This window comes from Pseudomonas sp. PDM20 (genome assembly GCF_014852575.3).
Taxonomy (GTDB): domain Bacteria; phylum Pseudomonadota; class Gammaproteobacteria; order Pseudomonadales; family Pseudomonadaceae; genus Pseudomonas.
On record NZ_CM181224.1, the window covers coordinates 6,509,967 to 6,535,474 of the forward strand.

At 67.0% G+C, this 25,508-nt stretch carries 22 protein-coding genes; 14 read left to right on the top strand and 8 right to left on the bottom strand.

The genetic code is table 11. The annotated features are described in order from the left end of the window. Positions 1–12: 12 nt before the first annotated feature. Positions 13–534: a nitrous oxide reductase accessory protein NosL gene (locus IB261_RS29925; RefSeq protein ID WP_192383532.1), complete on the top strand. Its 522-nt coding sequence runs from the start codon at positions 13–15 to the stop codon at positions 532–534. On the opposite strand, the gene IB261_RS29930 is transcribed toward IB261_RS29925, so the two are convergent. Beyond that, on the bottom strand, positions 528–3,377 hold the full coding sequence (locus tag IB261_RS29930; protein ID WP_081519078.1) for an EAL domain-containing protein: 2,850 nt from the start codon (positions 3,375–3,377) through the stop codon (positions 528–530). The two genes, IB261_RS29925 and IB261_RS29930, sit on opposite strands and share 7 nt — an antisense overlap. A gap of 176 nt (positions 3,378–3,553) precedes the next feature. Here IB261_RS29930 and uvrD point away from each other — a divergent pair, with 176 nt between their 5' ends. Then, on the top strand, positions 3,554–5,734 hold the full coding sequence (gene uvrD, locus IB261_RS29935; protein WP_192383531.1) for a DNA helicase II: 2,181 nt from the start codon (positions 3,554–3,556) through the stop codon (positions 5,732–5,734). 75 nt (positions 5,735–5,809) lie between these two features. Here the strand turns inward: uvrD and IB261_RS29940 are convergent, their stop codons facing one another. Beyond that, positions 5,810–7,570 carry a cation:proton antiporter gene (locus tag IB261_RS29940; RefSeq protein ID WP_081519076.1) on the bottom strand — a complete coding sequence of 587 codons (1,761 nt, stop codon included), beginning with the start codon at positions 7,568–7,570 and terminating at the stop codon, positions 5,810–5,812. Positions 7,571–7,829: 259 nt separating this feature from the next. Here IB261_RS29940 and IB261_RS29945 point away from each other — a divergent pair, with 259 nt between their 5' ends. From IB261_RS29945 to IB261_RS29955, 3 genes are all read left to right on the top strand, one after another. Beyond that, complete coding sequence (locus IB261_RS29945; RefSeq protein WP_138213587.1) at positions 7,830–8,714, top strand: Tim44 domain-containing protein; 885 nt, start codon at positions 7,830–7,832, stop codon at positions 8,712–8,714. Between the two features lie 194 nt (positions 8,715–8,908). Next, positions 8,909–9,310, top strand: coding sequence for an SMI1/KNR4 family protein (locus IB261_RS29950; RefSeq protein ID WP_081519074.1), 402 nt, complete (start codon positions 8,909–8,911; stop codon positions 9,308–9,310). A gap of 103 nt (positions 9,311–9,413) precedes the next feature. Beyond that, a complete protein-coding gene (locus tag IB261_RS29955; RefSeq protein ID WP_017521498.1) occupies positions 9,414–9,626 on the top strand; it encodes a YgdI/YgdR family lipoprotein in 213 nt (70 codons plus the stop codon). Between the two features lie 8 nt (positions 9,627–9,634). On the opposite strand, the gene IB261_RS29960 is transcribed toward IB261_RS29955, so the two are convergent. Both IB261_RS29960 and IB261_RS29965 read right to left on the bottom strand, forming a co-directional pair. Next, a complete protein-coding gene (locus IB261_RS29960) occupies positions 9,635–10,300 on the bottom strand; it encodes a GntR family transcriptional regulator (RefSeq protein WP_081519073.1) in 666 nt (221 codons plus the stop codon). A gap of 74 nt (positions 10,301–10,374) precedes the next feature. Continuing rightward, entirely contained in the window at positions 10,375–11,163 is a 789-nt protein-coding gene (locus tag IB261_RS29965) for an SDR family NAD(P)-dependent oxidoreductase (RefSeq protein WP_081519072.1), read from the bottom strand. Between the two features lie 127 nt (positions 11,164–11,290). Here IB261_RS29965 and IB261_RS29970 point away from each other — a divergent pair, with 127 nt between their 5' ends. From IB261_RS29970 to IB261_RS29995, 6 genes are all read left to right on the top strand, one after another. Then, entirely contained in the window at positions 11,291–12,685 is a 1,395-nt protein-coding gene (locus IB261_RS29970; RefSeq protein ID WP_151188788.1) for an aspartate aminotransferase family protein, read from the top strand. Between the two features lie 80 nt (positions 12,686–12,765). Beyond that, positions 12,766–14,133, top strand: a complete 1,368-nt coding sequence (locus IB261_RS29975; RefSeq protein WP_081519070.1) for a glutamine synthetase family protein — start codon at positions 12,766–12,768, stop codon at positions 14,131–14,133. Positions 14,134–14,370: 237 nt separating this feature from the next. Further along, complete coding sequence (locus IB261_RS29980) at positions 14,371–15,129, top strand: SDR family NAD(P)-dependent oxidoreductase (RefSeq protein WP_045213936.1); 759 nt, start codon at positions 14,371–14,373, stop codon at positions 15,127–15,129. 202 nt (positions 15,130–15,331) lie between these two features. Continuing rightward, positions 15,332–15,811, top strand: a complete 480-nt coding sequence (locus IB261_RS29985; protein WP_081519069.1) for an acyl-CoA thioesterase — start codon at positions 15,332–15,334, stop codon at positions 15,809–15,811. A 209-nt stretch (positions 15,812–16,020) separates the two neighbouring features. Beyond that, entirely contained in the window at positions 16,021–17,724 is a 1,704-nt protein-coding gene (ybaL, locus tag IB261_RS29990) for a YbaL family putative K(+) efflux transporter (RefSeq protein WP_081519068.1), read from the top strand. 4 nt (positions 17,725–17,728) lie between these two features. Continuing rightward, positions 17,729–18,313: a YqaA family protein gene (locus IB261_RS29995; protein ID WP_024766834.1), complete on the top strand. Its 585-nt coding sequence runs from the start codon at positions 17,729–17,731 to the stop codon at positions 18,311–18,313. An 85-nt stretch (positions 18,314–18,398) separates the two neighbouring features. Here IB261_RS29995 and pdxY read toward each other — a convergent pair whose 3' ends face one another. After that, positions 18,399–19,268, bottom strand: a complete 870-nt coding sequence (pdxY, locus tag IB261_RS30000; RefSeq protein ID WP_081519067.1) for a pyridoxal kinase PdxY — start codon at positions 19,266–19,268, stop codon at positions 18,399–18,401. 120 nt (positions 19,269–19,388) lie between these two features. Between pdxY and IB261_RS30005 the strand changes: the two genes are divergently transcribed. Next, a complete protein-coding gene (locus IB261_RS30005; protein ID WP_081519066.1) occupies positions 19,389–19,880 on the top strand; it encodes a DUF3301 domain-containing protein in 492 nt (163 codons plus the stop codon). 6 nt (positions 19,881–19,886) lie between these two features. On the opposite strand, the gene IB261_RS30010 is transcribed toward IB261_RS30005, so the two are convergent. Continuing rightward, positions 19,887–20,276: a DUF7079 family protein gene (locus IB261_RS30010; protein ID WP_081519065.1), complete on the bottom strand. Its 390-nt coding sequence runs from the start codon at positions 20,274–20,276 to the stop codon at positions 19,887–19,889. Further along, a complete protein-coding gene (locus IB261_RS30015; RefSeq protein WP_192225691.1) occupies positions 20,273–21,151 on the bottom strand; it encodes an alpha/beta fold hydrolase in 879 nt (292 codons plus the stop codon). The genes IB261_RS30010 and IB261_RS30015 overlap by 4 nt, the downstream gene beginning before the upstream one ends. A gap of 103 nt (positions 21,152–21,254) precedes the next feature. On the opposite strand from IB261_RS30015, the gene mifS reads away from it, so the two are divergent. Both mifS and mifR read left to right on the top strand, forming a co-directional pair. Continuing rightward, positions 21,255–23,018 carry a sensor histidine kinase gene (mifS, locus tag IB261_RS30020; RefSeq protein WP_081519063.1) on the top strand — a complete coding sequence of 588 codons (1,764 nt, stop codon included), beginning with the start codon at positions 21,255–21,257 and terminating at the stop codon, positions 23,016–23,018. Next, entirely contained in the window at positions 23,015–24,349 is a 1,335-nt protein-coding gene (gene mifR / locus IB261_RS30025) for a two-component system response regulator MifR (protein WP_151188792.1), read from the top strand. Before mifS ends, mifR begins: the two co-directional genes overlap by 4 nt. On the opposite strand, the gene IB261_RS30030 is transcribed toward mifR, so the two are convergent. Then, positions 24,331–25,332: a hypothetical protein gene (locus IB261_RS30030; RefSeq protein WP_081519061.1), complete on the bottom strand. Its 1,002-nt coding sequence runs from the start codon at positions 25,330–25,332 to the stop codon at positions 24,331–24,333. The two genes, mifR and IB261_RS30030, sit on opposite strands and share 19 nt — an antisense overlap. Positions 25,333–25,508 lie beyond the last annotated feature (176 nt).

Here is a 25,508-nt window from a genome sequence, read left to right on the forward strand (position 1 = left end):
CAAGGAGCCCCCATGCTGCTGTCCCGCCCCCTTCGCCTCGGCCTCGCCGCCGGGTTCTTCAGCTTGCTGCTCGCCGGCTGCGACGATGCTGCCCAACAAAGTGCCAACCTGGGCCCTGTGCCCTTCCAGAACGGCGAGGAATGCCACGTCTGCGGTATGGTCATCAGCGACTTCGCCGGTCCCAAGGGTGAAGCCGTGGCCCCCGGAGCCGTACACAAGTTCTGTTCCACCGCCGAGTTGCTGGGCTGGTGGCTGCAGCCGGAAAACCAGCACAGTGGCGCGCGCCTGTATGTGCATGACATGGCCCGCAGCGACTGGAACCATCCCGACGACCGCCACCTGATCGACGCCACCAGCGCCTTCTACGTGGTCGGGGTGAAGCGTCCCGGCGCCATGGGCGCCACACTCGCGTCATTCTCCGAACTCGCGGACGCGGAACGCATGGCCAATGACGAGGGTGGTCGGGTGCTGCGTTTCAGCGAGATCGACCAGAGCGTGCTGCAGGGTGTTTCAGGCGACCACCAGCATCACTGACCCAGCCGGTCGCTTCTCTCCAGCAGCGCCAGGCAGGCATCCGCCGGCACCGGCTGGCTGATCAGGTAGCCCTGAATCTCGTCGCAACCATGGGCGCGCAGGAAGCGCAGCTGCTCGGCCTGCTCGACGCCTTCGGCCACCACCTTCAGTTCCAGGCTGTGCGCCATGGCGATGATCGCGCGGGTGATGGCCGCGTCTTCGCCGCGCTCGGACAGGTCGCGGATGAAGGTCTGGTCGATCTTCACGTAGTCCACCGGGAAGCGTTTCAGGTAGCTGAGCGAGGAGTAACCGGTGCCGAAGTCGTCGATGGCCAGCTTCACGCCCATCTCGCGCAGTTGCTGGAAGGTCGTGGTGACGCTCTCGACGTTGTCCAGCAGCTGGCTTTCGGTGAGTTCCAGCTCCAGCAGGTGCGACGGCAGGCCGGTATCCTCCAGCACGGTGCGCACCAGGTCGACCAGGTTGCCGGTGCGCAACTGGTGTACCGAGAGGTTGACCGACACCCGCAACTCGCGGCCCTGGAGCTGCCAGGCGCGCGCCTGCCGGCAGGCGCGGCGCAGGACGAACTCGCCGATGGCACCGATCAGCCCGGTTTCCTCGGCCAGACCGATGAAATCGCTGGGCGGTACCATGCCCATCTCCGGGTGGCGCCAGCGCACCAGCGCCTCGGCGCTGTCCAGGCGCTCGTTGGCGAGGTTCAGCTTGGGCTGGTAGTGAACGTCCAGTTGGCCTTCGTCGATGGCCTTGCGCAGGCGGGTTTCCAGCTGCAGGCGCTCCAGGGTGCAGGCCTGCAGGTTGTCGGTGAAGAACTGGAAGGTGTTCCCGCCCAGGTGCTTGGCGTGCTGCATGGCCATGTTCGCCTGGCTCATCAGCGCGGAGATTTCCCAGGCGTTTTCCGGCAGCAGGCTGATGCCCACCGAGGCGCTGATCACCAGTTCGTGGCCGCCCACGGTCATCGGCGTGCGCAGCTTGGCCAGCAGGCGGCTGGACAGCCGCGCCAGCGCGGCGAGGCTGGCGTAGGAGTCGATCAGTACGGCGAACTCGTCGCCGGAAAGCCGGGCGATGGTGTCGGCCTCGGGCACGGTCTGGGTCATGCGCCGCGACATCTGCCGCAGCAACTGGTCGGCGACTTCGTGGCCGAGGCTGTCGTTGAGCAGCTTGAAGCGGTCCAGGTCGATCAGCAGCAGCGCCGCCGTGCGGCCTTCCTGGCGCGCGCGCTGGCTGGCCTCGTGCAGGCGCTCCTTGAACAGCGTGCGGTTGGCCAGCCCGGTGAGTTCGTCGTAGTGCGACAGGTAGCGCAGGCGCTCCTCGGCGTCGCGGCGGGCGGTGAGGTCGGCGAAGAAGCCGACCACATGGGCGACCTGCCCGCGGCCGTCGCGCACCACGTTCAGTTGCAGCCACTGCGGGTACAGCTCGCCGTTCTTGCGCGTCTCGATCAGCTCGCCCTGCCAGGTGCCCTGGCGCTCCAGTTCGGTACGGATCGACTGGTAGCGCCGCAGCGCCTCCGACGATCCCATCAGGCGCGCGACGTTGTGCCCCAGCACTTCTTCGCGGCGGTAGCCGGTGAGGCGGGTGAAGGCTTCGTTGAGGGCGATCAGCCGGTAATCCGGGTCGAGGATGATGATGCCTTCGCTGGCGGCCTCGAACACCGTGGCGGCCAGGCGTTGCTCTTCCTCGCGCAGCTTGCGCGTGGAGATGTCGGCGCGGGTGCCGACCATCCGCGTGACCTGCCCGCGGCCGTCGCGCTCCATCACCCGGCCACGGTCTTCCACCCAGACCCAGTGGCCCGCGGCGTGGCGCACGCGGTATTCGATGCGGTAGCCGTCGGTGCGGCCCTTGAGATGCTCGACAAGCGCGCGGCGCAGCAGCGGCAGGTCATCGGGGTGCAGGCGCGGGCGCAGGTCGTTGCGCACGCTCTTCACCGCCGCCTGGGTCAGCCCGAAGATTTCTTCCAGGTGCGAGTGGTGCACTTCGTCGGTCAGCAGGTTCCAGTCCCATAGGCCCAGCTCGCTGGCTTCCAGTGCCAGAGCCAGGCGCGCCTCGGTATGACTGAGCTGGGCGCTGCCCGCCTCGACCCGCTCCTGCAGGGCATCGCGGGCGCGGCAGAGTTCACGTTCGGCGCGACGACGCTGCTCGACTTCGCGCTCCAGGTCCTGGTTCAGCGCCTCGGTCTGCGCCTTGGCGCGCTCCAGGTGCGCCACCAGCGCCTGGGCCTGGAAACGTCGCAGCAGGCCGACATGCACCACCCGGTGGATCTGCCAGGCCACCACCAGCAGCGCGGCCAGCAGGATCACCCCGAGCACGCCCCAGCCTTGCTGCAGCGGGTTATCGCTGATCAATAAATAGGCAATGGAGGGGAACAGGCAGGGCAAGGCAAAGGTGAGGAAGGCCGGCAGGCTGACCGCGTAGGCGACGCTGGCGGACAGGATCGCCGCGGCGATCAGGCCGAAGACCAGGGATTGCTGGAGGAAGGCGTCCGGCGGCACCAGGGCGATAGCGGCGAAGGCGAGGGTCAGCCCTGACGCACCGGCGCCGAACAGGAAGGTGCGCTGCCAGTGCGGGCTGGCCTGGCGCTCGGCGGAAGCGGCGTTGAAGGCGGATACCTGGATCAGGCGCAGCACGGCCAGCAGCACCAGCCACACCAGCCAGCCGGCGAGCAGGCCCGGCTTCACGTAATCCCACAGCAAGCCAGCGCAGGCCAGGCCGTTGAGCAGCATGAGCAGGGTCGGCACCCGCGAGCCCTGATAGAGCAGGCGCGTGCGTTCGACGGCAATTTCGTGAGCGTACTGCTGGCGGATCTCGGCATGGCTCACCGGGATCGCCGAAGGCTCTACATAAGCGGTCATAGGCGTTTTTCTTGTAGGTGTCAGGCCTAGGCGTCGGCGGAGCATACCCGAGGAGGTAGCCCCACCCAAGCAGGATGATGGCAATTGGCTGCGTGCCCGCCCAACTTTCGTCGGGAAGACGCCGGACGGCGGGCGGGTTTGCCGGGGAAAACCGCCCGTCGGTAGAATGCCGCCCCATGAACGATGACATCTCCTACCTGCTCAACTCCCTCAATGACCCGCAGCGCCAGGCCGTGGCCGCGCCGCTGGGGCGCCAGCGCGTGCTCGCTGGCGCCGGGTCCGGCAAGACCCGCGTGCTGGTGCACCGTATCGCCTGGCTGATCCAGGTCGAGAACGCCTCGCCGCACAGCATCCTGGCCGTGACCTTCACCAACAAGGCCGCCGCCGAGATGCGCGCGCGGATCGAGCAGCTGCTGGGGATCAACCCGGCCGGCATGTGGGTCGGCACCTTCCATGGCCTGGCGCACCGCCTGCTGCGCGCGCACTGGCAGGAAGCCGGGTTGCCGGAGAACTTCCAGATCCTCGACAGCGACGACCAGCTGCGTCTGGTCAAGCGCGTGGTGCGCGAGCTGGGCCTCGACGAGCAGCGCTGGCCGCCGCGCCAGGCGCAGTGGTTCATCAACGGCCAGAAGGACGAGGGCAACCGCCCGCAGAACATCCAGGCCGGCGGCGACCTGTACCTGGCGACCATGGTCAGCGTCTACCAGGCCTACGAAGAGGCCTGCGCCCGCGCCGGCGTCGTCGACTTCGCCGAGCTGCTGCTGCGCTCGCTGGACCTCTGGCGCGACCGCCCGAGTCTGCTGGAGCACTACCAGCGGCGCTTCCGCCACATCCTGGTGGACGAATTCCAGGACACCAACGCCGTGCAGTACGCCTGGCTGCGCTTCCTTGGCAAGGGCGGCGAGAGTCTGATGGTGGTGGGCGACGACGACCAGTCGATCTACGGTTGGCGCGGCGCGAAGATCGAGAACATCCAGCAGTTCGGCGATGACTTCGCCGGCACCGAGGACATCCGCCTGGAGCAGAACTACCGCTCCACCGGCACCATCCTCAAGGCCGCCAACGCGCTGATCGCCAACAACAGCGGACGCCTGGGCAAGGAGCTGTGGACCGACGGCGTCGACGGCGACCCGATCACCCTGTACTCGGGCTTCAACGAGCACGACGAGGCGCGCTACATCGTCGAGACCATCGAGGACGCCCTGCGCAAGGACGGCCTCAAGCGCAGCGACATCGCCATTCTCTACCGCTCCAACGCCCAGTCCCGCGTGCTGGAAGAGGCGCTGCTGCGCGAGAAGATTCCCTACCGCATCTACGGCGGCCAGCGCTTCTTCGAGCGTGCCGAGATCAAGAACGCCCTGGCCTACCTGCGCCTGATCCGCCTGCGCGACGACGACGCCGCGCTGGAGCGGGTGATCAACGTGCCGCCGCGCGGCATCGGCGAGAAGACCGTCGAGGCGATCCGCAACGCCGCACGCCACAACGGCACCTCGATGTGGCGTGCGATAAACGACGTGATCGCCGCCAAGGCCGTGGCCGGCCGCGCCGCCAGTGCGCTCAATGTGTTCCTGGAAACCGTCGACCTGCTGGCGGTGAAGGTCGAGGGCCTGCCGCTGCACCAGATGACCCAGATCGTCATCGAGCAGTCTGGCCTGATCACCTACCACAAGGAAGAGAAGGGCGAGAAAGGCCAGGCCCGGGTGGAAAACCTGGAAGAACTGGTCAGCGCCGCCCGCGCCTTCGAGACCCCGGACGAAGAGGACACCCCGCCGCTGGTGGCCTTCCTCGACCACACCGCGCTGGAGTCCGGCGACACCCAGGCCGATGCCTTCGAGGACAGCGTGCAGCTGATGACGCTGCACAGCGCCAAGGGCCTGGAATTCCCGCTGGTGTTCCTCGCCGGCGTGGAAGAAGGCCTGTTCCCGCACAAGATGAGCCTGGAGGAGCCCGGTCGCCTGGAAGAAGAGCGCCGCCTGGCTTACGTCGGCATCACCCGCGCCATGCACCGCCTGGTCATGACCTACGCGGAAACCCGCCGCCTGTACGGCAGCGAGACCTACAACAAGGTCTCGCGCTTCGTCCGCGAAATCCCGCCGAGCCTGATCCAGGAAGTGCGCCTGTCCAACTCGGTGAGCCGTCCGCTGTCGGGCAACCAGCGCAGCGGCAACCTGTTCAGCGGCGCCAGCGTACCGGACACCCCCTTCAGCCTGGGCCAGTCCGTGCGCCACCCGCTGTTCGGCGACGGCGTGATCCTCAACTTCGAAGGCTCCGGCGCCCAGGCACGGGTGCAGGTGAACTTCGACAGCGAGGGCAGCAAGTGGCTGATGATGGGTTACGCGAAGCTGGAAGCGATCTGATCACGGCCAACCTGTAGGGGCGCCCCATGGGCGCGATCGCGGGCATGGCCCGCTCCTGCAGGGAATGGCGAGGCCTCAGTGATGCCCGCCGCCGTTCTGCTCGAACGTCTCGATCAGCGCCACCTGCATCCGCGAATGCACGCGGATGAACCAGCGCCAGAACACCGCGATCACCAGGGCTGCGATCAGCGCCACCACCACCAGCAGCTCGCCCGGCGGCAGGATGCTCGAACTGAGCGCCGCCAGCAGCAGCATCATGCCGCCCAGCGACAGCAGCGGGATCAGCTCGGAAATCACCCGGCGCACGCGGGCCGTGTGGCGCCCGGCGCTCTCCGCCTTCACGCCCATCTCCGCCAGCAGCATCGCCAGCGCCTTGAGCTTGCGGTAGGCGGCGATCAGGAACGGCAGTGACAGCAGCAGCGCGGCACCCCAGATCAGCGCCTTGTGCAGCGCCTCGTGCTCGACGAACTGAGCCAGCCACTGCGACAGGCGATCGGCGAAGAACGCCAGGCCGAAGAAGATCGCGATCACCAGGGTCAGGTTGACCCCGACCTGCAGCAGGATGCGCCGGATCATCCCGGCGAGGATCGCCTTGTCGCCGCGTGGCTTGATGCTGCGCAGCCATTCACCGTACAGGCTGAACACGCGCACCATGGGCGATGGCAGGCTGCGGCCCAGGTACAGCGCCAGCGGGTCGGCCGAGCGGATCAGGTAGGGCGTCAGCAGCGTGGTGATGGCCGACACGCCGACCACCACCGGATAGAGGAAGTCGCTGGTCACGCCCAGGCTCATGCCCAGCGCGGCGATGATGAAAGAGAACTCGCCGATCTGCGAAAGGCCCATGCCCACGCGCATCGAGGTGCGCCCGTCGTTGCCGGCGATGAAGGCGCCAGCACCGCAGGACACCAGCTTGCCGGCAACCACCACCAGGGTGATCACCAGGATCGGCGCGGCGTAGTCCACCAGTACCTTGGGGTCGATGGTCAGGCCGATGGCGACGAAGAAGATCGCGCTGAACATGTCGCGCACCGGCTCCATCAGGCGTTCGATCTGGATCAGCTGGCGCGACTCGGCCATGATCGCGCCGATCAGGAAGGCGCCCAGGATCATGCTGTACTCCAGCTTCACCACCAGCAGGCAGAAGCCGAAGCACAGGCCCAGCACCGTCACCAGCAGCATCTCGTTGCTTTCGAACTTCGCCACGTAGGCCAGCAGACGCGGCACCAGCAGGATGCCGACGACCAGCGCGACGACCATGAACAGGCTGAGCTTGCCGACCGTGGAAAACACCTGGTCGGCCTCCACCGTGCCGCTCACGGCGATGCCGGAGAACAGCGCGATGATGCCGATGCCGAGGATGTCCTCGATGATCAGCACGCCGAAGATCAGCTGGGCGAAGCGCTCGTTCTTCATCTTCAGGTCGCCCAGGACCTTGATGATGATGGTGGTGGAGGACATCGCCAGGATCGCGCCGAGGAACAGCGAATCCATGGTGCTCCAGTCGAACAGGCGGCCGATCTCGAAGCCGGCCCAGATCATCAGGGTGATTTCCAGGAACGCGGCGATGAACGCCGTGGCGCCGACCTGGAACAGCTTGCGCAGGGAAAACTCCAGTCCCAGGCAGAACATCAGGAAGATCACCCCCAGCTCGGCGAGGGTCTTGATCGTTTCCTCGTCGTGCACCAGGGCGAACGGCGGGGTGTGCGGGCCGATGATCACCCCGGCGATGATGTAGCCCAGCACCACCGGCTGCTTGAAGCGGTGGCAGAGAATGGTGACGAAACCGGCGATCAGCATGATCACCGCGAGGTCCTGGATGAAGTCGATGGCATGCATGGTCGGCGGTCCTCGCGGCGGGCTGGTCAGGGGGATCGCGCGGCTGACGGCCTCGCTCAGCGAAGCCTACCATCCGAGTCCTCCGACAGGCGGCTCTGAAAGAATCAGTAACAGACTGATTTGGAAAGGGATTCATCAGGCCCCATATCAGGGGGTGAGCCCACGCAGGGCAACAGCACGAAACAAAATCCGGCTGGCCCTCAAGGGCACCCACCGGCAACATGACGTGCGTCGTATACCAACCAAGAGAATGACAACCATGAAGCGCTTTCTCAGCCTTGCCATGGCTTTCTGTGTCGCCGTGACGCTCAGCCTCGACGTCAACGCCGCCAAGCGTTTCGGTGGTGGCAAGAGCATGGGCTCGGCGCCAAGCCACCAGACCCGCCAGGCGCAACCCAATGCCGCGCCGAATTCCCCGACTGCCGCAGGTCCTGCCGCAACCGGTGCTGCCGCAGGCGCTGCCGGCGCCGCCGCCAAGAGCGGCGCTTCGCGCTGGCTCGGCCCGCTGGCCGGCCTCGCCGCCGGTGGCCTGCTCGCCTCCATGTTCATGGGCGACGGCTTCCAGGGCATGCAGTTCCTCGACATCCTGATCATCGCGCTGATCGCCTTCATCGCCTTCCGCTTCATCGCCTCCCGTCGCCGCCAGCAGCAGGGCAACCAGCCCGCCATGGCCGGCGGACATGCGCCGATGCAGCGTGAAATGCCGGCCGCCCCGCCGTCGATCTTCGGTGGTGCGTCCCGTCCGGTGATGGACAGCCGCCCGGTGATCAACGCGCCGAGCTGGTTCGACGAGACCCGTTTCGTCGCCGCCGCCCGCGAGCACTTCATGTCCCTGCAGCAGCACTGGGACGCCAACGAGATGGACAAGATCGCCGAGTTCGTCACCCCGCAGATGCTGCAGTTTCTCAAGCAGGAGCGTGCTGACCTGGGCGAGGGCTACCAGTCCACCTACATCGACAACCTCGACGTGCAGCTCGAGGGCGTGGACGACCAGGCCGAGAAGACCATCGCCACCCTGACCTTCAGCGGCGTGTCGAAGTCCTCGCGCTTCGACCAGGGCGAGCCCTTCAGCGAAAGCTGGCGCATGGAGCGCCCGCAGGGCGAGAACCAGCCCTGGCTGGTGGCGGGCATCCGTCAGAACTGATCCTGCGCGCAACACTGAAAAAGCCCGGCGATTGCCGGGCTTTTTCGTTTCCGTCGCCCACCTCGGCAATCCGGCGCGGCACTCCCCGCGGGCCCGCCGCTCGTCCGGACGGCACCGGCACAGTGGTCTTGCGCGAATGGCCGGCTACTACTGTATAAAGCGCGCCATTCGTCGAATTCAAAGAGGCCCCGCCTGTGGAAGATGTGATCGAGAAACTGCGTGAAGCGAACGAGCCGGTTCCGGTACCGCTGGAACTGCCCGACGAAGAACTGCTCGTGGAGATCGAAGAAGCCCTGCTGATCGGCATTCCGTCGGAATTCCGTGAGTTCCTCCTGCTGGTCAGCGATGTGATCTACGGGCGCCTGGAGCCGGTCACCGTGGCCGATCCGCAGTCCCACACCTACCTGCCGGAAGTGGCCGCCGTAGCCTGGGCCAGCGGCCTGCCGCGCGAGCTGATTCCGCTCTGCGCCGATGGTGACGACTACTACGCGGTCGCCGAGGACGGCGAGGTGATCCTCTGGGCCGACGGCGAGCTCACCGAGGAAACCTGGGACTCCGTCTGGACCTGGGCACGCGACGTATGGCTCGATACTTGAAGCCCGGTGTCGGAATTTCCTGAAACTTCCATGGTCACACAGGCAACCCAGCGTACCTCCAGCCCTTGCTGCCCGGGCGGGTACGATGCCCCGTGGAGAAACTATGAAGTTGAAAGCCTTGTTCACCTGCCTGTTGCTGCTCGGCCTCGCCGGATGCGCCGACAAGGCCGTGGTGACGCTGCAGGATGGCAGCGAAATCCTGGTGAAGGATCACTCCGACTACGACAAATACAATGACTACTACGAATTCGAACAGCTCAACGGCGAGACGATCCTGATCAAGAAGGACAACGTCCGCTTCATCAAGACCCCGTGAAGGGCGCCCTAGCGCGCCCCGAGCCTTCCCCCGCTTTCCAGCTCAAGCAGGTTGAGCAGGTACTGGCCGCAGTAGCCCAGGTCCTGTTCGATGGCTTTGCGCGCGCCTGCGCCATCGCCACGCTCCAGCGCCTGCAGGGTGTCTTCGTGGAAGTCGTTCAGGCGCAGCGACAGGTCGGCCTCGGTGAACAACCGGTTGAAGAAGGGCCCGACCTGCAGCCACAGCGCCTCGATCATGCGCAGCAGCGTGGGATTGCCGCAGGCACGGTAGAGCGTCAGGTGGAACCGGCTGTTGGCCTCCAGGTAGCCGTGGACGTCGCGGGCGTTCAGCGCGATTTCCATGCGCTCGGTGCAATCGCGCAGTACCGCCATGTCGGCGGGCTTCAGGTGCCTGGCCGCGTCTTCCACCGCCAGCCCCTCCAGGGATTGCCGCACCTGCAGGATCTGCAGGTAGCGCTCGCGGGTCATCACCGGCACCCGTAGCGAGCGCTGCGGCTCGCCCTCCAGCGCGCCCTCGGCCACCAGCCGTTGCAGGGCCGCGCGCACCGGCATCGGGCTGGTGCCCCACTCATCGGCCAGGTCGCGGATCTTGAGCCGCTCGCCGGGTTGGAAGCGCCCGCTCAGCAAGGCCTGGCGCAGGTTCTGGTACAGCTGTTCCTGAAGGTTGTCGGCCATCGTGATTCACTCCCGGCCGGCCGGCGGCGCCGGCAGTTGGGCGAAGGTCAGGCTGCAGTCGTGCTTCATCTCGCTTATCCCTTGTTCTCGATCAGACAGTTGCCGCCATCCACCACCAGCACTTCGCCGGTGATGTAGCTGGCTTCGGGCGAGGCCAGGAAGGCGATGGCGGCCGCCACCTCTTCCGGTCGCCCGGAACGGCCGAGCGGCGTGCGCCGTCCGGCCTGGATTTCTTCCTCGCTGCTGGAGCCGGTGGCGATCCAGCCCGGCGCCACGCTGTTCACCGTCACCCCGCGACGCGCCACTTCCAGCGCCAGCCCCATGCTCATGCCGAGCATCCCGGCCTTGGCCGCGCTGTAGGCCGATTCGCCCGGATTGCTGGCACGCACGCCGGTGGTGGAGCTGACATTGACGATGCGCCCGTAGCCGCGCTCCAGCATCCCCGGCAGCAGCGCGCGGGTGAGCAGGAAGGCGCTGGTCAGGTTGCGCGCCAGCGACAGGTTCCAGGTCGCCAGGTCCATCGCCGCCAGTTCGGCGAAGGGCTCCGGGCTGCCCTGCATGGCCATGCCGGCGTTGTTCACCAGCACGTCTACGCTTCCCCATTGCCCCTGCGCCCACTCGGCCAGGGCGCGGACGTCGCCTTCGCGGGTCAGGTCGGCGGGCAGCGCGCGGGCTTCGAAGCCCTCGGCGCAAAGCTCCTGCGCACGCAGCAGAACGCGCTCGCTGCTGGCGGTGAGCAGCAGCTTCACGCCGTTGCGCGCCAGCCGGCGGGCACTGGCGAAGCCGATGCCGGACTCGCTGCCGGCACCGCTGATCAGGGCGACCTGGCCAGCCCAGGCGGACTCATTCGTGACATCTTTCATGGGCATCTTCTTGGTCTGTGATCACAGAATTCGTTACAGGGCAGATTATCAGGCAGCCGACGCGCTGTATTGACATTTTTGTGATCACAAATGGAATATGTGCGAAATAACAAACGAGGTGTGCAACATGACCGCCAGCGGAATCGCCCAACAGGCCGTGGATCTCTTCACCGCCCGCGAGCGCCAGCGCTTCCTGGAACAGAATCCCAAGTCCGTCGCCCTTGCCGAGCGTGCGCACAAGTCGCTGTACGCCGGTGTGCCGATGCACTGGATGGCCGACTGGTCCACGCCCTGCCCGCTGTTCGTCGAACGCGCCCAGGGCGCTCGCTTCTATGACGTGGACGGCCATGACTACGTGGACTTCTGCCTGGGCGACACCGGCAGCATGTTCGGCCATTCGCCGGCGCCGATCGCCCGCGCGCTCGCCGAACAAGGCGCACGCGGCCTGACCACCATGCTGCCCGGCGAGGACGCCGTGGTCTGCGGCGAACTGCTCGCCGCGCGCTTCGGCCTGCCCTACTGGCAGGTGACCGCCACCGCCACCGACTCCAACCGCTATGTGCTGCGCTGGGCCCGCGCGGTGACCAAGCGCAAGACCCTGCTGGTGTTCGATGGCTGCTACCACGGCACCGTCGACGACGTGATGGTGCGCTACCGCGACGGCGAGACCGTGCACCGCTCCGGCCTGGTCGGCCAGGCCTACGACCTGACCCAGCACAGCCGCTCCATCCCCTTCAACGACGTCGAGGCGCTGGAAGCCGCGCTGGCCCAGGGTGACGTCTGCGCCCTGCTGTGCGAGCCGGCGATGACCAACATCGGCATGGTCCTGCCCGACCCGGGCTTCATGCAGAAGTGCCGCGAGCTGACCCGCCAGTACGGCGCGCTGCTGATCATCGACGAAACCCACACCATCTCCACCAACATCGGTGGCTGCACGAAGCTGTGGAACCTCGACCCGGACTTCTTCGTGGTCGGCAAGCCGATCGCCGGCGGCGTCCCCTGCGGCATCTTCGGCTGCAGCGCGGAGATGGCCGAACGCATGGCCGCGTCGCGCAAGAGTGCCCAGGAAGACAGCCATGGCCACGGCCACAGCGGCATGGGCACCACGCTCTCGGCCAATGCCCTGGCCATGCACTGCATGCGCGCCAACCTGGAACAGGTGATGACCCAGGCGGCCTATGACCACATGCTGCCGCTGGCCAAGCGCCTGGCCGATGGCTTCCGCCGGCTGATCGCCAAGCACGGCCTGAAGTGGTCGGTGACCGAGCTGGGCGCACGCAGCGAGTTCCAGTTCTGCCCCGTCTCCCCGCGCACCGGCGCCGAGGCCGAAGCGGCCTTCCACGACGAGCTGCAGATGGCCCTGCACCTGTACCTGATCAACCGCGGCATCCTGATCACGCCGTTCCACAACATGACCCTGTGCTGCCCGGACACCACCGCCGCCGACGTGGATCGCCTGATCGAGACCCTCGATGCCGGCATCACCGAGCTGCTGGCGATCCCCGGCGCGCGCGAGGGCTGATCGCCTGCCACCTGCAGGAGCGGACGTGGTTCGCTCCTGCCAAAAGAACAATCCGGCGCCGAGCGCCACCGAGGACCACCATGCAATTCGCCGATCGACAGGAAGCCGAAGCCTTCCTCGCCGCCCACCCGGACGTGCGCAGCATCGAACTCTTCATCATCGACTCCAACGGCATCCCGCGCGGCAAGCTGCTGCACCGCGACGAGCTGCTGGCGATCTACGACAACGGCCGTCCGCTGCCCAGCTCGATCCTCGCGCTGACCGTGCAGGGCGAAGACGTCGAAGGCACCGGACTGGTCTGGGAAGTGGCCGACGCCGACTGCTGGACCTACCCCCTGCCCGGCAGCCTGACCCTGCAACCCTGGCGCACCAGCCCCACCGGCCAGTTGCAGGTGAGCATGCACCCGACCCAGGGCCTGCCCGCCACCCCGGCCGACCCGCGCCAGGCGCTGTCCCGCGTGGTCGACCGGCTGAAGGCCGACGGCTTGCACCCGGTGATGGCGGTGGAGCTGGAGTTCTACCTGCTGGACAAGCAGCGCGACGCCCATGGCCGTCCGCAGCCGGCGGTGCAGATGAACGGAATCCGCCCGGAAGCGCCGCAGGTCTATGGCGTCTATGAACTGGAACAGCTGCAGCCATTCCTCGACGATCTTTATGCTGCCTGCGAAGTCCAGGGCCTGCCGGTGCGCACGGCAATCTCCGAGTACGCGCCGGGCCAGGTCGAGCTGACCCTGGAGCACCGCTTCGACGTCATGCAGGCCATCGACGAAGGCGTGCGCTACAAACGCCTGGTGAAGGGCGTGGCGAACAAGCACGGGTTGCAGGCCTGCTTCATGGCCAAGCCGTTCGGCGACCGCGCCGGCTCCGGCATGCACCTGCACGTCAGCCTCGCCGACGAGCAGGGCAACAACCTCTATGCCAGCGAAGACATTCACGGCACCGAACTGCTGCGCCACTCCATCGGCGGCATGATGGCCCGCCTGCTGGATTCGCTGGCAATCTTCTGCCCCAACGCCAACTCCTTCCGCCGCTTCCAGGCCAACAGCTACGCGCCGCTGGCCAAGAGCTGGGGCGTGAACAACCGCACCGTGTCGTTCCGCGTACCTGGCGGTCCGGCGAAAAGCCGGCACATCGAGCACCGCATCTGCGGCGCCGACGCCAACCCGTACCTGGCGGCAGCGGCGATCCTCGCGGCCATCCACGAAGGCATCCGCGAGCAGATCGATCCGGGCGCGCCCATCGTCGGCAACGGCTACGAGCAGGCCACCGAGTTCCTCCCCACCGACTGGCTCACCGCGCTGCGCGCACTGGAAGCCTCCACCTGGGCCCGCGAGGCGCTGGGCGAGGAATTCCTCAAGGTGTTCCTGGCGATCAAGTGGGAGGAGTACCGCCAGTTCATGGGCGAGGTCGGCGAGCAGGACTGGCGCTGGTACCTGCATCACGCCTGATTCGTGCGGCAATACGGCGAATAACGCGAAGCGTTATCCGCCGCCAGGCCCACGCTTCGCAGCACCCCCACTGACACACGACAGCCTTACGAAAAATTTACCCTGTCAGACTGAAGAATCTGGTCTTTTCTTGGTCTGTAATTGCACGGGGCGCAGATGCGCCCTGTGGTCAAAGCGGCGCCGCCGGTACTGCCTGCCGGCCGCCGTCCTCTCTCAGGCAGGGAGAACCCGTAGACAATGAGCACTCCTGTCGTACTGATCACCGGCGCTGCCGGTGGCCTCGGAAAAGCCATCGCCAAACGTTTCGCCCAAAGCCACTGGCGCATCGCCGCAACCGACGTGGACAAAGCCGGCCTGCATGCGCTCAACGCCCAGGTTCCACTGGACGCCACCGCCGTCGGCGACCTGCGACGCGCCGACAACTGCCACAGCCTGGTTTCCGACATCCTCGCCCGCACCGGCCGCCTCGACGCCCTGGTGAACGCCGCCGGCGTCTGGCGCGAAGGCCCGGTGGAAGACTTCAACGAGGACGACTTCGACCTGGTCATGGGCGTGAACCTCAAGGCCGCCTTCTACATGTGCCAGGCGGCGACGCCGTATCTCAAGGAAAACCACGGCTGCATCGTCAACATCTCCAGCGACTCCGGCCGCCAGGCCTATCGCGGCTCCGCGGCGTACTGCGCGAGCAAGGCGGCGCTGACCATGCTCACCCGTACCCTGGCGCTGGAACTGGCCGAGTCCGGCGTGCGGGTCAACGCCATCTCCCCGGCGGACATCGCCACGCCGATGCTCGACTACCAGGCCGAGCGCTATGGCCAGGGCAACCCGGACAGCTACAAGCGCGCCTTGCTGAAGGATTACCCACAGGGCAAGGCGTCGCGCTTCATCCGCCCCGAGGAAGTCGCCGAGCTGGTCTGGTACCTGTGCAAACCGGAATCCGAAGCCATCACCGGCGCGGACCTGGCCATCGACTTCGGCCTCTCCGCCGGGCGCTGAGCCGGCAGATAGACGGACGGGCGGCCAGGGGTCGCCCGTTTTCGTTTGGGGCGTTGATCGAACGACAGACATGCCATTGGTAAATGGCCCACTGGTGCCGGACGCCAATCGGCGGTATAGAAAAAACTGTGTCGCCTGCCGCGCTTTGGTTGTCCAGAGTTAGGCCCTTTCCTTTTCCCAAGACAATTCCGAAGAGAATTCCATGGAACCTGGCAACCACCAGCTCAGCATGACCGTCCTGATGACCCCCGACATGGCCAACTTCTCCGGCAATGTCCACGGAGGCACCCTGCTCAAGTACCTCGACGAAGTCGCCTACGCCTGCGCCAGCCGCTACGCCGGCTATTACGTGGTGACCCTGTCGGTGGACCAGGTGATCTTCCGCCAGCCGATCCACGTCGGCGAACTGGTCACCTTCCTCGCCTCGGTGAACTACACCGGCCGCACCTCCATGGAGATCGGCGTGAAAGTGGTCACCGAGAACATCCGCGAGAAATCCGTGCGCCACACCAACAGCTGCTTCTTCACCATGGTGGCGCTGGACGATGACCGCAAGACCATCGAGGTGCCGCAACTGGTGCCGCAGACCAAGGACGAGAAACGTCGTTTCGCCCAGGCCCAGCAGCGTCGGCAGATTCGCCAGGAGCTGGAACAGCGCTACGCCGAGCTTCGCCACGAATGACGGACGTTCACGACATTTCCTGAAAAGAAATCCCTCGTGTCGCGGAAATTTCCCAATGCGTCAACAGGTTACCCTTGCGTGAAAGCAAGGTAGGAATCGATTACTACGCCTAGACTTTTCATACGCGGGTTTGCCCCCGTGACCCACCGTCGAGCGACCCGGTGCTGATGCGCAGTCCGGTCGCTCCCTGAGTGCCCGGAGCCCAGACCATGCATCACACCCCGCTACTGACCACCCTCGCCGTCGGCTTCGTGCTGGCCTTCGTCCTCGGCGCCCTGGCCAACCGCCTGCGCATCTCGCCGCTGGTGGGCTACCTGCTCGCCGGGGTGCTGGCCGGCCCCTTCACCCCCGGTTATGTCGCCGACCAGGCGCTGTCCACGGAGATCGCCGAACTGGGCGTGATCCTGCTGATGTTCGGCGTCGGCCTGCACTTCTCGCTGAAAGACCTGCTGTCGGTCAAAGCCATCGCCATCCCCGGTGCGGTGGTGCAGATCGGCGTCGCCACCCTGCTCGGCCTGGGTCTGGCCTGGATGATGGGCTGGAACTTCGGCGGCGGCCTGGTCTTCGGCCTCGCCCTGTCGGTGGCCAGTACCGTCGTGCTGCTGCGGGCGCTGGAGCAGCGCCAGCTGATCGACACCAAGCGCGGGCGCATCGCCATCGGTTGGCTGATCGTCGAAGACCTCGCCATGGTCCTCACACTCGTGCTGCTGCCGGCGCTGGCCGGCTCGCTGGGCGGCACCTCAGACGGCGGTGACGGCGGCCTGCTGATGCCGATCCTGCTGACCCTGGGCAAGGTCGCCGCTTTTGTCGCGGTGATGATCCTTGGCGGTCGCCGCTTCGTACCCTGGGTGCTGGAGCGCGTGGCCAAGACCGGCTCGCGCGAACTGTTCACCCTGGCCGTGCTGGCCATCGCCCTGGGCATCGCCTACGGCTCGGCGGTGATCTTCGGCGTGTCCTTCGCCCTGGGCGCCTTCTTCGCCGGGATGATCCTCAACGAGTCCGAGCTCAGCCACGAGGCCGCCGAGAACTCGCTGCCGCTGCGCGACGCCTTCGCCGTGCTGTTCTTCGTCTCCGTCGGCATGCTGTTCAACCCGGCGATCCTGATCCACGAGCCGCTGCCGGTGCTGGCGACCTTCCTGGTCATCGTCTTCGGCAAGTCGGTGGCGGCCTACGTCATCGTGCGCATGTTCGGGCACCCCAACAGCACCGCGCTGACCATCGCCGCGAGCCTGGCGCAGATCGGCGAGTTCTCCTTCATCCTGGTCGGCCTCGGCGTGACCCTGAACCTGCTGCCCGAAGCCGGCCGCGACCTGGTGCTGGCCGGCGCGATCCTGTCGATCCTGGTCAACCCGCTGCTGTTCATCGCCATCGACCGTCTGCAGGCGCGGCAGGAGCAGAAGGCCGAAGCCGAGCCGGGTGTGGTCCAGGTAGAGGCGCCGGACCTGCCGCCGCCGGTGCTGGAGCAGAACCATGCGATCCTCATCGGCCACGGCCGCGTCGGCGCGCTGGTCAGCGAGCGCCTGCGCAAGGACAGGATTCCGCTGGTGGTCATCGAGGACAAGCGCGAGAAGGCCGCCGAACTGCGCGAGCACGGCCTCTGCGTGGTGGTCGGCAACGCCGCCAACCCGGATGTCCTGACCCAGGCCAACATCACCTCGGCGCGCTGGCTGCTGATCGCCATCCCCAACGGCTTCGAGGCCGGGACGATTTCCAGCCACGCGCGGGCGATCAACCCGAACCTGGACATCATCGCCCGCGCCCACTTCGACGCCGAGGTGGACTACCTGGAGCAGAACGGCGCCAGCCTGGTGATCATGGGCGAGCGCGAAATTGCCCGTGGGATGGTCGAGCGGGTCGAACGCGAGGGCGCCACGCCGGCGGCCAGCGACGACCACCTGCCGCAGTCGGCCTGACGCCATGCTGCGCCGGCTCTACGACTGGACCATGCGCCTGGCGGGGCATCCGCGGGCGGAGCTGGCGCTGGGCGGGGTGACCTTCGCCGAGAGTTCGTTCTTCCCCATCCCGCCGGACGCGCTGCTGGTGCCCATGGTCCTCGCCAACCGGGCCAAGGCCTGGCGCTATGCGGCGATCTGCATCGTCAGCTCGGTGCTGGGCGGCATCGCCGGCTACTTCATCGGCCTGCTGCTGTTCGAGACGGTGGGCCAGGCGATCCTGGCCTTCTACGGCCTGCAGGAGAACTTCGCCGAGGTCGCCGAGCGCTACAACGAACTCGGCTGGCTGATGGTGCTGCTGGGCGGCGGCTTCACCCCGCTGCCCTACAAGCTGATCACCCTGACCAGCGGCGTCACCCAACTGGATCTGGTGCTGTTCATCGCCCTCAGCGTGGTGGCGCGCACCCTGCGCTTCGCCGCCACCTGCGCCCTGCTGTTCTGGGCAGGACCTGCGCTGCGCGAAGCCATCGAGAAACGCCTCGGGCTGGCGTTCGGCCTGCTCACGGCGATGGTGGTGGGCGGGTTGCTGCTAGGCAAGTACATGCTCTGACACTGAGCCGTCTGCAGGAGCGCGCCATGCGCGCAATCGCGGGCGCGGTCCGCTCCTGCAGGGGAATATCGATGCGCGGCTCAGATCACCCCAGCTTCACCGCCTCGAACTTCACCCGCGGATGGGCAATGCGGTCCTGGGCACGCACCAGTTCCAGTTCGTAGCTGCCGCAGGCCTGGGTTTCCAGCAGCACTTCATGCACGGCGGCGGCGCAGAATTCGAAGGCAGTGCGCAGGTCATCGCCCAGCAGCAGGCGGGCGAGGAACAACCCGGAGGTCAGGTCGCCCACGCCCACCGGTTGGCGCGGGAAGGCCAGCAGCGGGCGGCGCAGGTGCCAGGTCTCGTCGAGGGTCACCAGCAGCATCTCGAAAGCGTCCGCCGGCTTGCCCGGGTAATTCAGGTGCTTCACCAGGATCGCCTTCGGGCCGCGCACCAGCAGGCCGCGGGCCATCGCCGCGCAGTCTTCCAGGGAGGTCGGCTGGCGGTCGCAGAAGCTGTCGAGTTCCAGTTGGTTCGGGCACAGGTAGTCGGCCACGGCGGCGGCTTCGTGGAGCAGGAACTCGCTGACCTCCGGGGCGACGATGCAACCCTTTTCCGGGTGGCCCATCACCGGGTCGCACAGGTACACGGCGCGCGGGTTGACCTCGCGGATGCGGCGCACCACTTCGAGGATCGAACGGCCCTGCGCCGCGCTGCCCAGGTAGCCCGAGAGCACCGCGTCGCAGTTGCCCAGCTCGCCGATGGCGGCGATGCCATCCACCAGCGCGGGAATCTGCTCCGGCGGCAGCACCTGCCCCGTCCAGTGGCCATACTGGGTATGGTTGGAGAACTGCACGGTGTTCAGCGGCCAGACGTTCACCCCGACGCGGCGCATGGGAAACTCGGCAGCGCTGTTGCCGGCGTGGCCGAAGACGACGTGGGACTGGATGGCGAGAACGTGGGGAGTGCGCGGCATAACGGTGTCCTGTTACAGAATGGGGCAGTATGGGGCGCAATTCACACGCTGTGAACATCCGCCCCTCGCCGCCCGACGGCGGAGTGAGTAAGCTGGTGCGCCGATTCCGAGGAAGCCGAAGTGGACCTGGGCAATCTTTTCATCTTCATGCTGGTTGTCGCGGGCGCCGCCTGGTGGTGGCGTGCCCATGGCATCCGCGAGCGTGCGCTGGCGCTGGCCAAGCAGCACTGCGCGCGCGAGGGCGTGGAGCTGCTCGATGACGCCATGGCCCTGCAGCGCTTCCGCTTCCAGCGCGACGGCCGCGGCAACCTGCGCCTGGCCCGCGAATACGCCTTCGAGTTCACCGCCACCGGGCAGGAACGCTACGCCGGTCGCATCGCCATGTTCGGCCAGCACCTGGGCCGCATCGAGCTGGCGCCCTTCCGCATGGAACCCGAACCGCGCATGCCGGTATCGCCGGTCGCCACCTTCCACCCCGCCGCCGCGCCGGTCGATGAGGATATCGTCGACGCCGTGTTCGACGACACCCCGCCGCCGCCGCGCCCCAGGGCCGAAGTCGTGCGCCTGGACGAATGGCGCCGCGCGCACCAGGACAAGAAGGTCGGCGACTGAGCGACTTCAGCTCGTTTTGTCTTCTGTCAGCTCACGCAATTCGACGACTCGCGCCAGCACCTGCTGCAGTGGCGCGTTCATCAGCGCACCCACCGTCCTGCTCAACAGTCGGCAACGCCAGCGATAGAGGAAGAACGCGCGGCGTTGCTGATTGCGCCGGCATTTCTCGAACAGCCAGTCGGGATCGAAGCCGGTCCACTCGCCCGCGGTCGCCAGGGCGTTGGGGTAGACCACCGGGACCACCTCCAGGCGATAGATGGCTTCCAGCTCGCCCAGGGGAAAATCGCTGACCGCCAGGGTGCGGGCAATGTAGTTGATGTCCGTCTCGCTCGGCTCGGTATCCAGCCACAGCTCGGACAGCGCCAGCCAGACGGACTCGCGGGCCGGATCGTTCATTCGTGGCCCAGCAGGAAGCGCGACACGCGCGCGGCGCTGTCTTCGGGGAATTCCTGCATGAAGCAGTGGCCGCCATCGACACACTGGCCACTCACCACCGTGTTTGTCGCGCACCAACGCGCCACGGACTTGGGCACGAACGGGTATGTGCGCTCGCCGAACAGCACCTGGGTCGGCGTCACCACCTTGGTCAGCGATGGCCACAGGCGCTTGGGGAAGGAGCTGAAGATTTCCGCCTCGCGGCTGGGCCGGCATTTCAGCTCAACGCCCGCCTCGGTGCGCTTCATGGCGTTCTCCACATAGGCCCAGAGCGCTTCGTCGGTCCAGCCCTTGAAGATGCCGCGGCCGTGCAGGCCGGCGTAGGCCGCCTCGCGGTCCGGCCACTGGCTGCGCCGCGAGCGCGCCTTCTGCACCATGGTGCGGCGCTTGTGCAGGCCGAGCACTTCGGAGAGCGCCATCACGCCGATCATCGCCGGGGTGAACAGCACCGGGTCGAGCAGCACCGCACGGCGGAACAGCTCGGGATGACGGCCGAGGATCAGGCTGGTGAGCACGCCGCCAAAGCTGTGCCCGGCGGCGTAATGCGGCACGTCACCGAATACTTTGCTGCCGGCCTGGAAGGCTTCCACCGCCATCTCGGCATTGCGGTTCCAGCCGTGGAAGCGTCCGCCGTGGTCACTGTCGCCATGGCCCTGCACGTCGCACAGCCAGAGGTCGAAATCCTGCGCCAGGATTTTCAGCATCGGCTCGTAGGCACGGCCGCAGAAGCCATTGCCATGCAGGAAGTGCAGCAGCGGCTTGCCACTGGGCTCGCTGCGCCAGCCGCGCAGGGTGAAACCGGCGGACCCTTCGTGGGTCCAGGACGACAACTGCATCGAAGCTCTCCATCGGGATGCGGCAGTGTAGCGAGGCGGCGGGGCGCCGGACCAGCTCGCGGCCGTGCTATTGTCGCCAACCGTTGGTCGAACCCCGTCGAACATGTCGCCTACCCGCCCCCTTCGCCTGCTGCTGATCTGCCTGCTCCTGCTGGCCGGGCTGGTGTTGTCGGTGTTCTGGGCCGGCGAGAAGGCGCGGCACCGCGCGCTGCTCGCCGAGGCGGAAGCGGCCCATGAACAGCTCGGTCTCTATGCCAACTCCCTGCACACCCTGATCGAGCGCTTCCGCAGCATTCCCGCCGTGCTCGCGCTGGACCCGGAGCTGCGCGCGGCCATGCGCGGCCCGGTGACCGGCGAGCTGCAGCACCGGCTCAACCTCAAGCTGCAGGAAATCAACGGCGCGGCGCGCTCCTCCACTTTGGAGCTGCTGGACCACACCGGCCTTGCCGTGGCTGCAAGCAACTGGAACCTGCCGGTCAGCTACGTCGGCCACAACTACGGCTTCCGCCCCTACTTCCGCCAGACCATCGCCCAGGGCGCGGGGCGCTTCTATGCGGTCGGCGTGACCAGCGGAATTCCCGGCTACTTCCTGTCCAACGCGCTGCGCGACGACGACGGCACCTTCCTCGGCGCCATCGTGGTCAAGCTGGAATTCCCCGACCTGGAGCGGCAGTGGAGCCAGACCCCGGACGTGGTGCTGGTGAGCGACAGCAAGGGCGTGGTGTTCCTCGCCAACCACCCGCGCTGGCGCTACCGCGAGCTGATGCCGCTGGACGCCGTGGCCCGCGCCGAGATGGCCGACACCCGCCAGTATCACAAGCAGCCGCTCAGCGCGCTGCCGCACCGGACGCTGGAAACCCTCGGCGAGCACGCGCGCATGGTCCGTGTCGACGGCCAGGACATCAGCGGCGACTACCTCTGGCAATCGGTCGGCCTGCCGGAAGACGAGTGGACCCTGCACCTGCTGCGCAATCCCCATGGCGTGCAGTCCGACGTCACCAGCGCGCGGCTGGCCGCCGCCGGCGTCTGGCTGGCGCTGGTGTTCCTCGTGCTCTGGCTGCAACAGCGCCGCCGCCTGGCGCGCCTGCGCCAGCGCAACCAGGAAGAGCTGGAGCGCCTGGTCGAGCAGCGCACCGCCGCCCTGCGCACCGCCCAGGACGGCCTGGTGCAGGCCGCCAAGCTGGCCGCGCTGGGGCAGATGTCCGCCGCGCTGGCCCACGAGATCAACCAGCCGCTCACCGCCCAGCGCATGCAGCTGGCCAGCGTGCGCCTGCTGCTCGACGCCGGCCGCCAGGACGACGCCCGCGCCGCGCTGGTGCGGGTCGATGAGCTGCTCGAACGCATGGCCGCACTCACCGGCCACCTGAAGACCTTCGCCCGCAAGACGCCCGGCGGCCTGCGCGAGCGCATCGAACTGGGCCACGTGATCGAGCAGGCCTTGCAGCTGCTGGCCGTGCGCATCCGCAGCGAAGGCGTGGAGATCAGCCAGGACCTCGACCTGCCCGCCTGGGTGCTGGGCGATGCGATCCGCCTGGAGCAGGTGCTGGTCAACCTGATCCGCAACGCCCTCGATGCGGTGGCCAATACCGCCCCGCCGCAGATCCGCCTGACCCTGCGCCGCGACGGCGAGCACTGGTGCCTGGAAGTCGCCGACAACGGTCCCGGCATCGACGAAGCCCATCTGGCCAGCGTCTTCGACCCCTTCTTCACCACCAAGCCGGTGGGCGAAGGACTGGGCCTGGGGCTGGCGGTATCCTATGGCATCGTCCACGAACTTGGCGGGCGCCTCGACGCCGCCAACCAGCCCACCGGCGGCGCGCTGTTCCGCCTGAGCCTGCCGGCCGCCAGCGAAGAAAGAAGACCATGAGCGAGACCATCCTCTTCGTCGACGACGAAGCCGCCATCCGCGACGCCGTGCAGCAGTGGCTGCAACTTTCCGGCTTCGAAGTGCGCCTGTGCAGCAGCGCCGACGAGTGCCTGAAAAGCGTCTCCCGCGAGCTGCCCGGCGTGGTCATCAGCGATGTGCGCATGCCCGGTACCGACGGCCTGGCCCTGCTCGAGCGCCTGCAGCAGATCGACCGCGACCTGCCGGTGATCATGGTCACCGGCCACGGCGACGTGCCCATGGCGGTGCAGGCGATGCGTCAGGGCGCCTACGACTTCATCGAGAAGCCCTTCACCCCCGAACGCCTGCTCGACAGCCTGCGCCGCGCCCTTGAGAAACGCCGGCTGGTGCAGGAGAACCGCCAGCTGCGCGAACAGGCGGCGCTCAAGGACCAGATCGAATCGCGCCTGCTCGGCGTCTCGCGGCCCATGGAAACCCTGCGCCGACAGATCATGGCGCTGGCCGGTACGCCGGTGAATGTGCTGATCCGCGGCGACACCGGCAGCGGCAAGGAACTGGTCGCGCGCTGCCTGCACGACTTCGGCCCACGCGCCGGCAAGCCCTTCGTCGCGCTGAACTGCGCGGCGATTCCCGAGCAGTTGTTCGAGACCGAACTGTTCGGCCACGAAAGCGGCGCCTTCACTGGCGCCCAGGGAAAACGCATCGGCAAGCTGGAGCACTCCAACGGCGGCAGCCTGTTCCTCGACGAGATCGAGAGCATGCCGCTGGCCCAGCAGGTGAAGCTGCTGCGCGTGCTGCAGGAACAGCAACTGGAGCGCCTGGGCTCGAACCAGAGCATCAAGGTGGACCTGCGGGTGATCGCCGCGACCAAGCCTGACCTGCTCGAGGAAGCCCGCGCCGGGCGCTTCCGCGAGGACCTGGTGTACCGCCTGAACGTCGCCGAGCTGCGCCTGCCGCCGCTGCGCGAACGCCGCGAGGACATCCCGCTGCTGTTCGAGCACTACGCGCTGCTGGCCAGCGAGAAATTCGGCCGCGAAGCCGCGCCGCTCTCCGCCAGCGAACTGGCGCGCCTGCTCGCCCACGACTGGCCGGGCAACGTACGCGAACTGGCTAACGCCGCCGAGCGCCACGTGCTCGGCCTGGACCGCGCCGAGCTGCCGATCGAGCCCGCCGGCAATGGCCTGTTCGAACGCATGGAAGCCTACGAGGCGCAGTGCATCCGCCAGGCGCTGGGCCAGTGCAAGGGCGACATCAAGGCGGTGATGGAGCTGCTCGGCCTGCCGCGCCGCACCCTCAACGAGAAGATGCAGCGCCACGGGCTGAGCCGCGGGGATTATTTGGGCGAGGATTGAGCCAGCTCGTCGGCGAAAAACCATCGCACGCACAGCCGGCTCAATGGCCACAACAACGACAGCAGCAGCGCAGCAAAACCCATCGGCGCTAACGGCAGATATCGGCTGTCCAGCGCGTCGGCGAGCACAAAAACCAGCACCAGCGCACACAGCACCAGGAGCCCGAGCCAGAGCAGCAGCAAGACCAGCGACGCGATCAGCACCCGACCAGTGCCGAAGCGTGACAACTGCGGCGGCAGACGCGTGTGCACCGCCACCATGACGATGGCAAAGGGCACTGCGCAATTGATCAGCTGGAACAGTGGCTGCCAGGCGTTGCCGTCGCTGTAGGTCGTCATCATGCTCGCAGCCAGCGAGGAAGACAGCCGGTAGACCACCGCGGCGACGCACAGCGCCATGCCCAGAGCCACCTGCCAGCGGGCAACCGCTGTGCCGGCACCCGGGGCGAGCGGCAGCGCACGACCACGTGCCAGCCGCAGTATCAGCCATAGCGGCAACACACAGGTCAGCAACAGGCTCGCCAACGCGGCAAGCTGTGCATAAAGCACGATCCACAACTGCCGGTTGCCCTGCTCCCGAACCCATTCGTAGAAGACCTGGCCAACAAAACCTATCCCGCTGGTCATCGCCAGGCTGCACACCAGGTAGGCAAATCCGTACGCCAGCAGCAATCCGGGCAGCGGGCGGAAACGCCCAATGGCATGACGTTCACGCTGCTGCTGCACCAGCAAAAGCACGCCGGCGACGTAGGCGAGCATTCCGCCAAGCAGGGTGGAGATCATTACCGGAAGGTAGCGCGTCATCCGTTCGTGGAAGCCGTCGCCAGCGGTGAACCATTGCAGGCCCAGATTGACGCCGAGCAAGCAGATGGTCGCGACGATCTGTGCAGCGATGAACAGGTAAGTCTGGTGGCTAGCGTGGGCCAGCGTGAGCTGCGGTGAAGTGAGTTCAGCGTGTGGCGTGGAGAAGGGGTTGTGATTCATCGGGCGGCGTCCTTGTCGATCCGCGCGAATTCCAACAGAAGTACGGCAGCCTTGCCAAGGCATTGCGCCAGACAAAAAAAAGGCCGCTGACGTGAGCGGCCTTGAGACGGACATCGATCTGGAGCAATCAAGAATCGACGTCGGGAAGCTTGCCGGCGGTGAGGCCGGTAACGGCG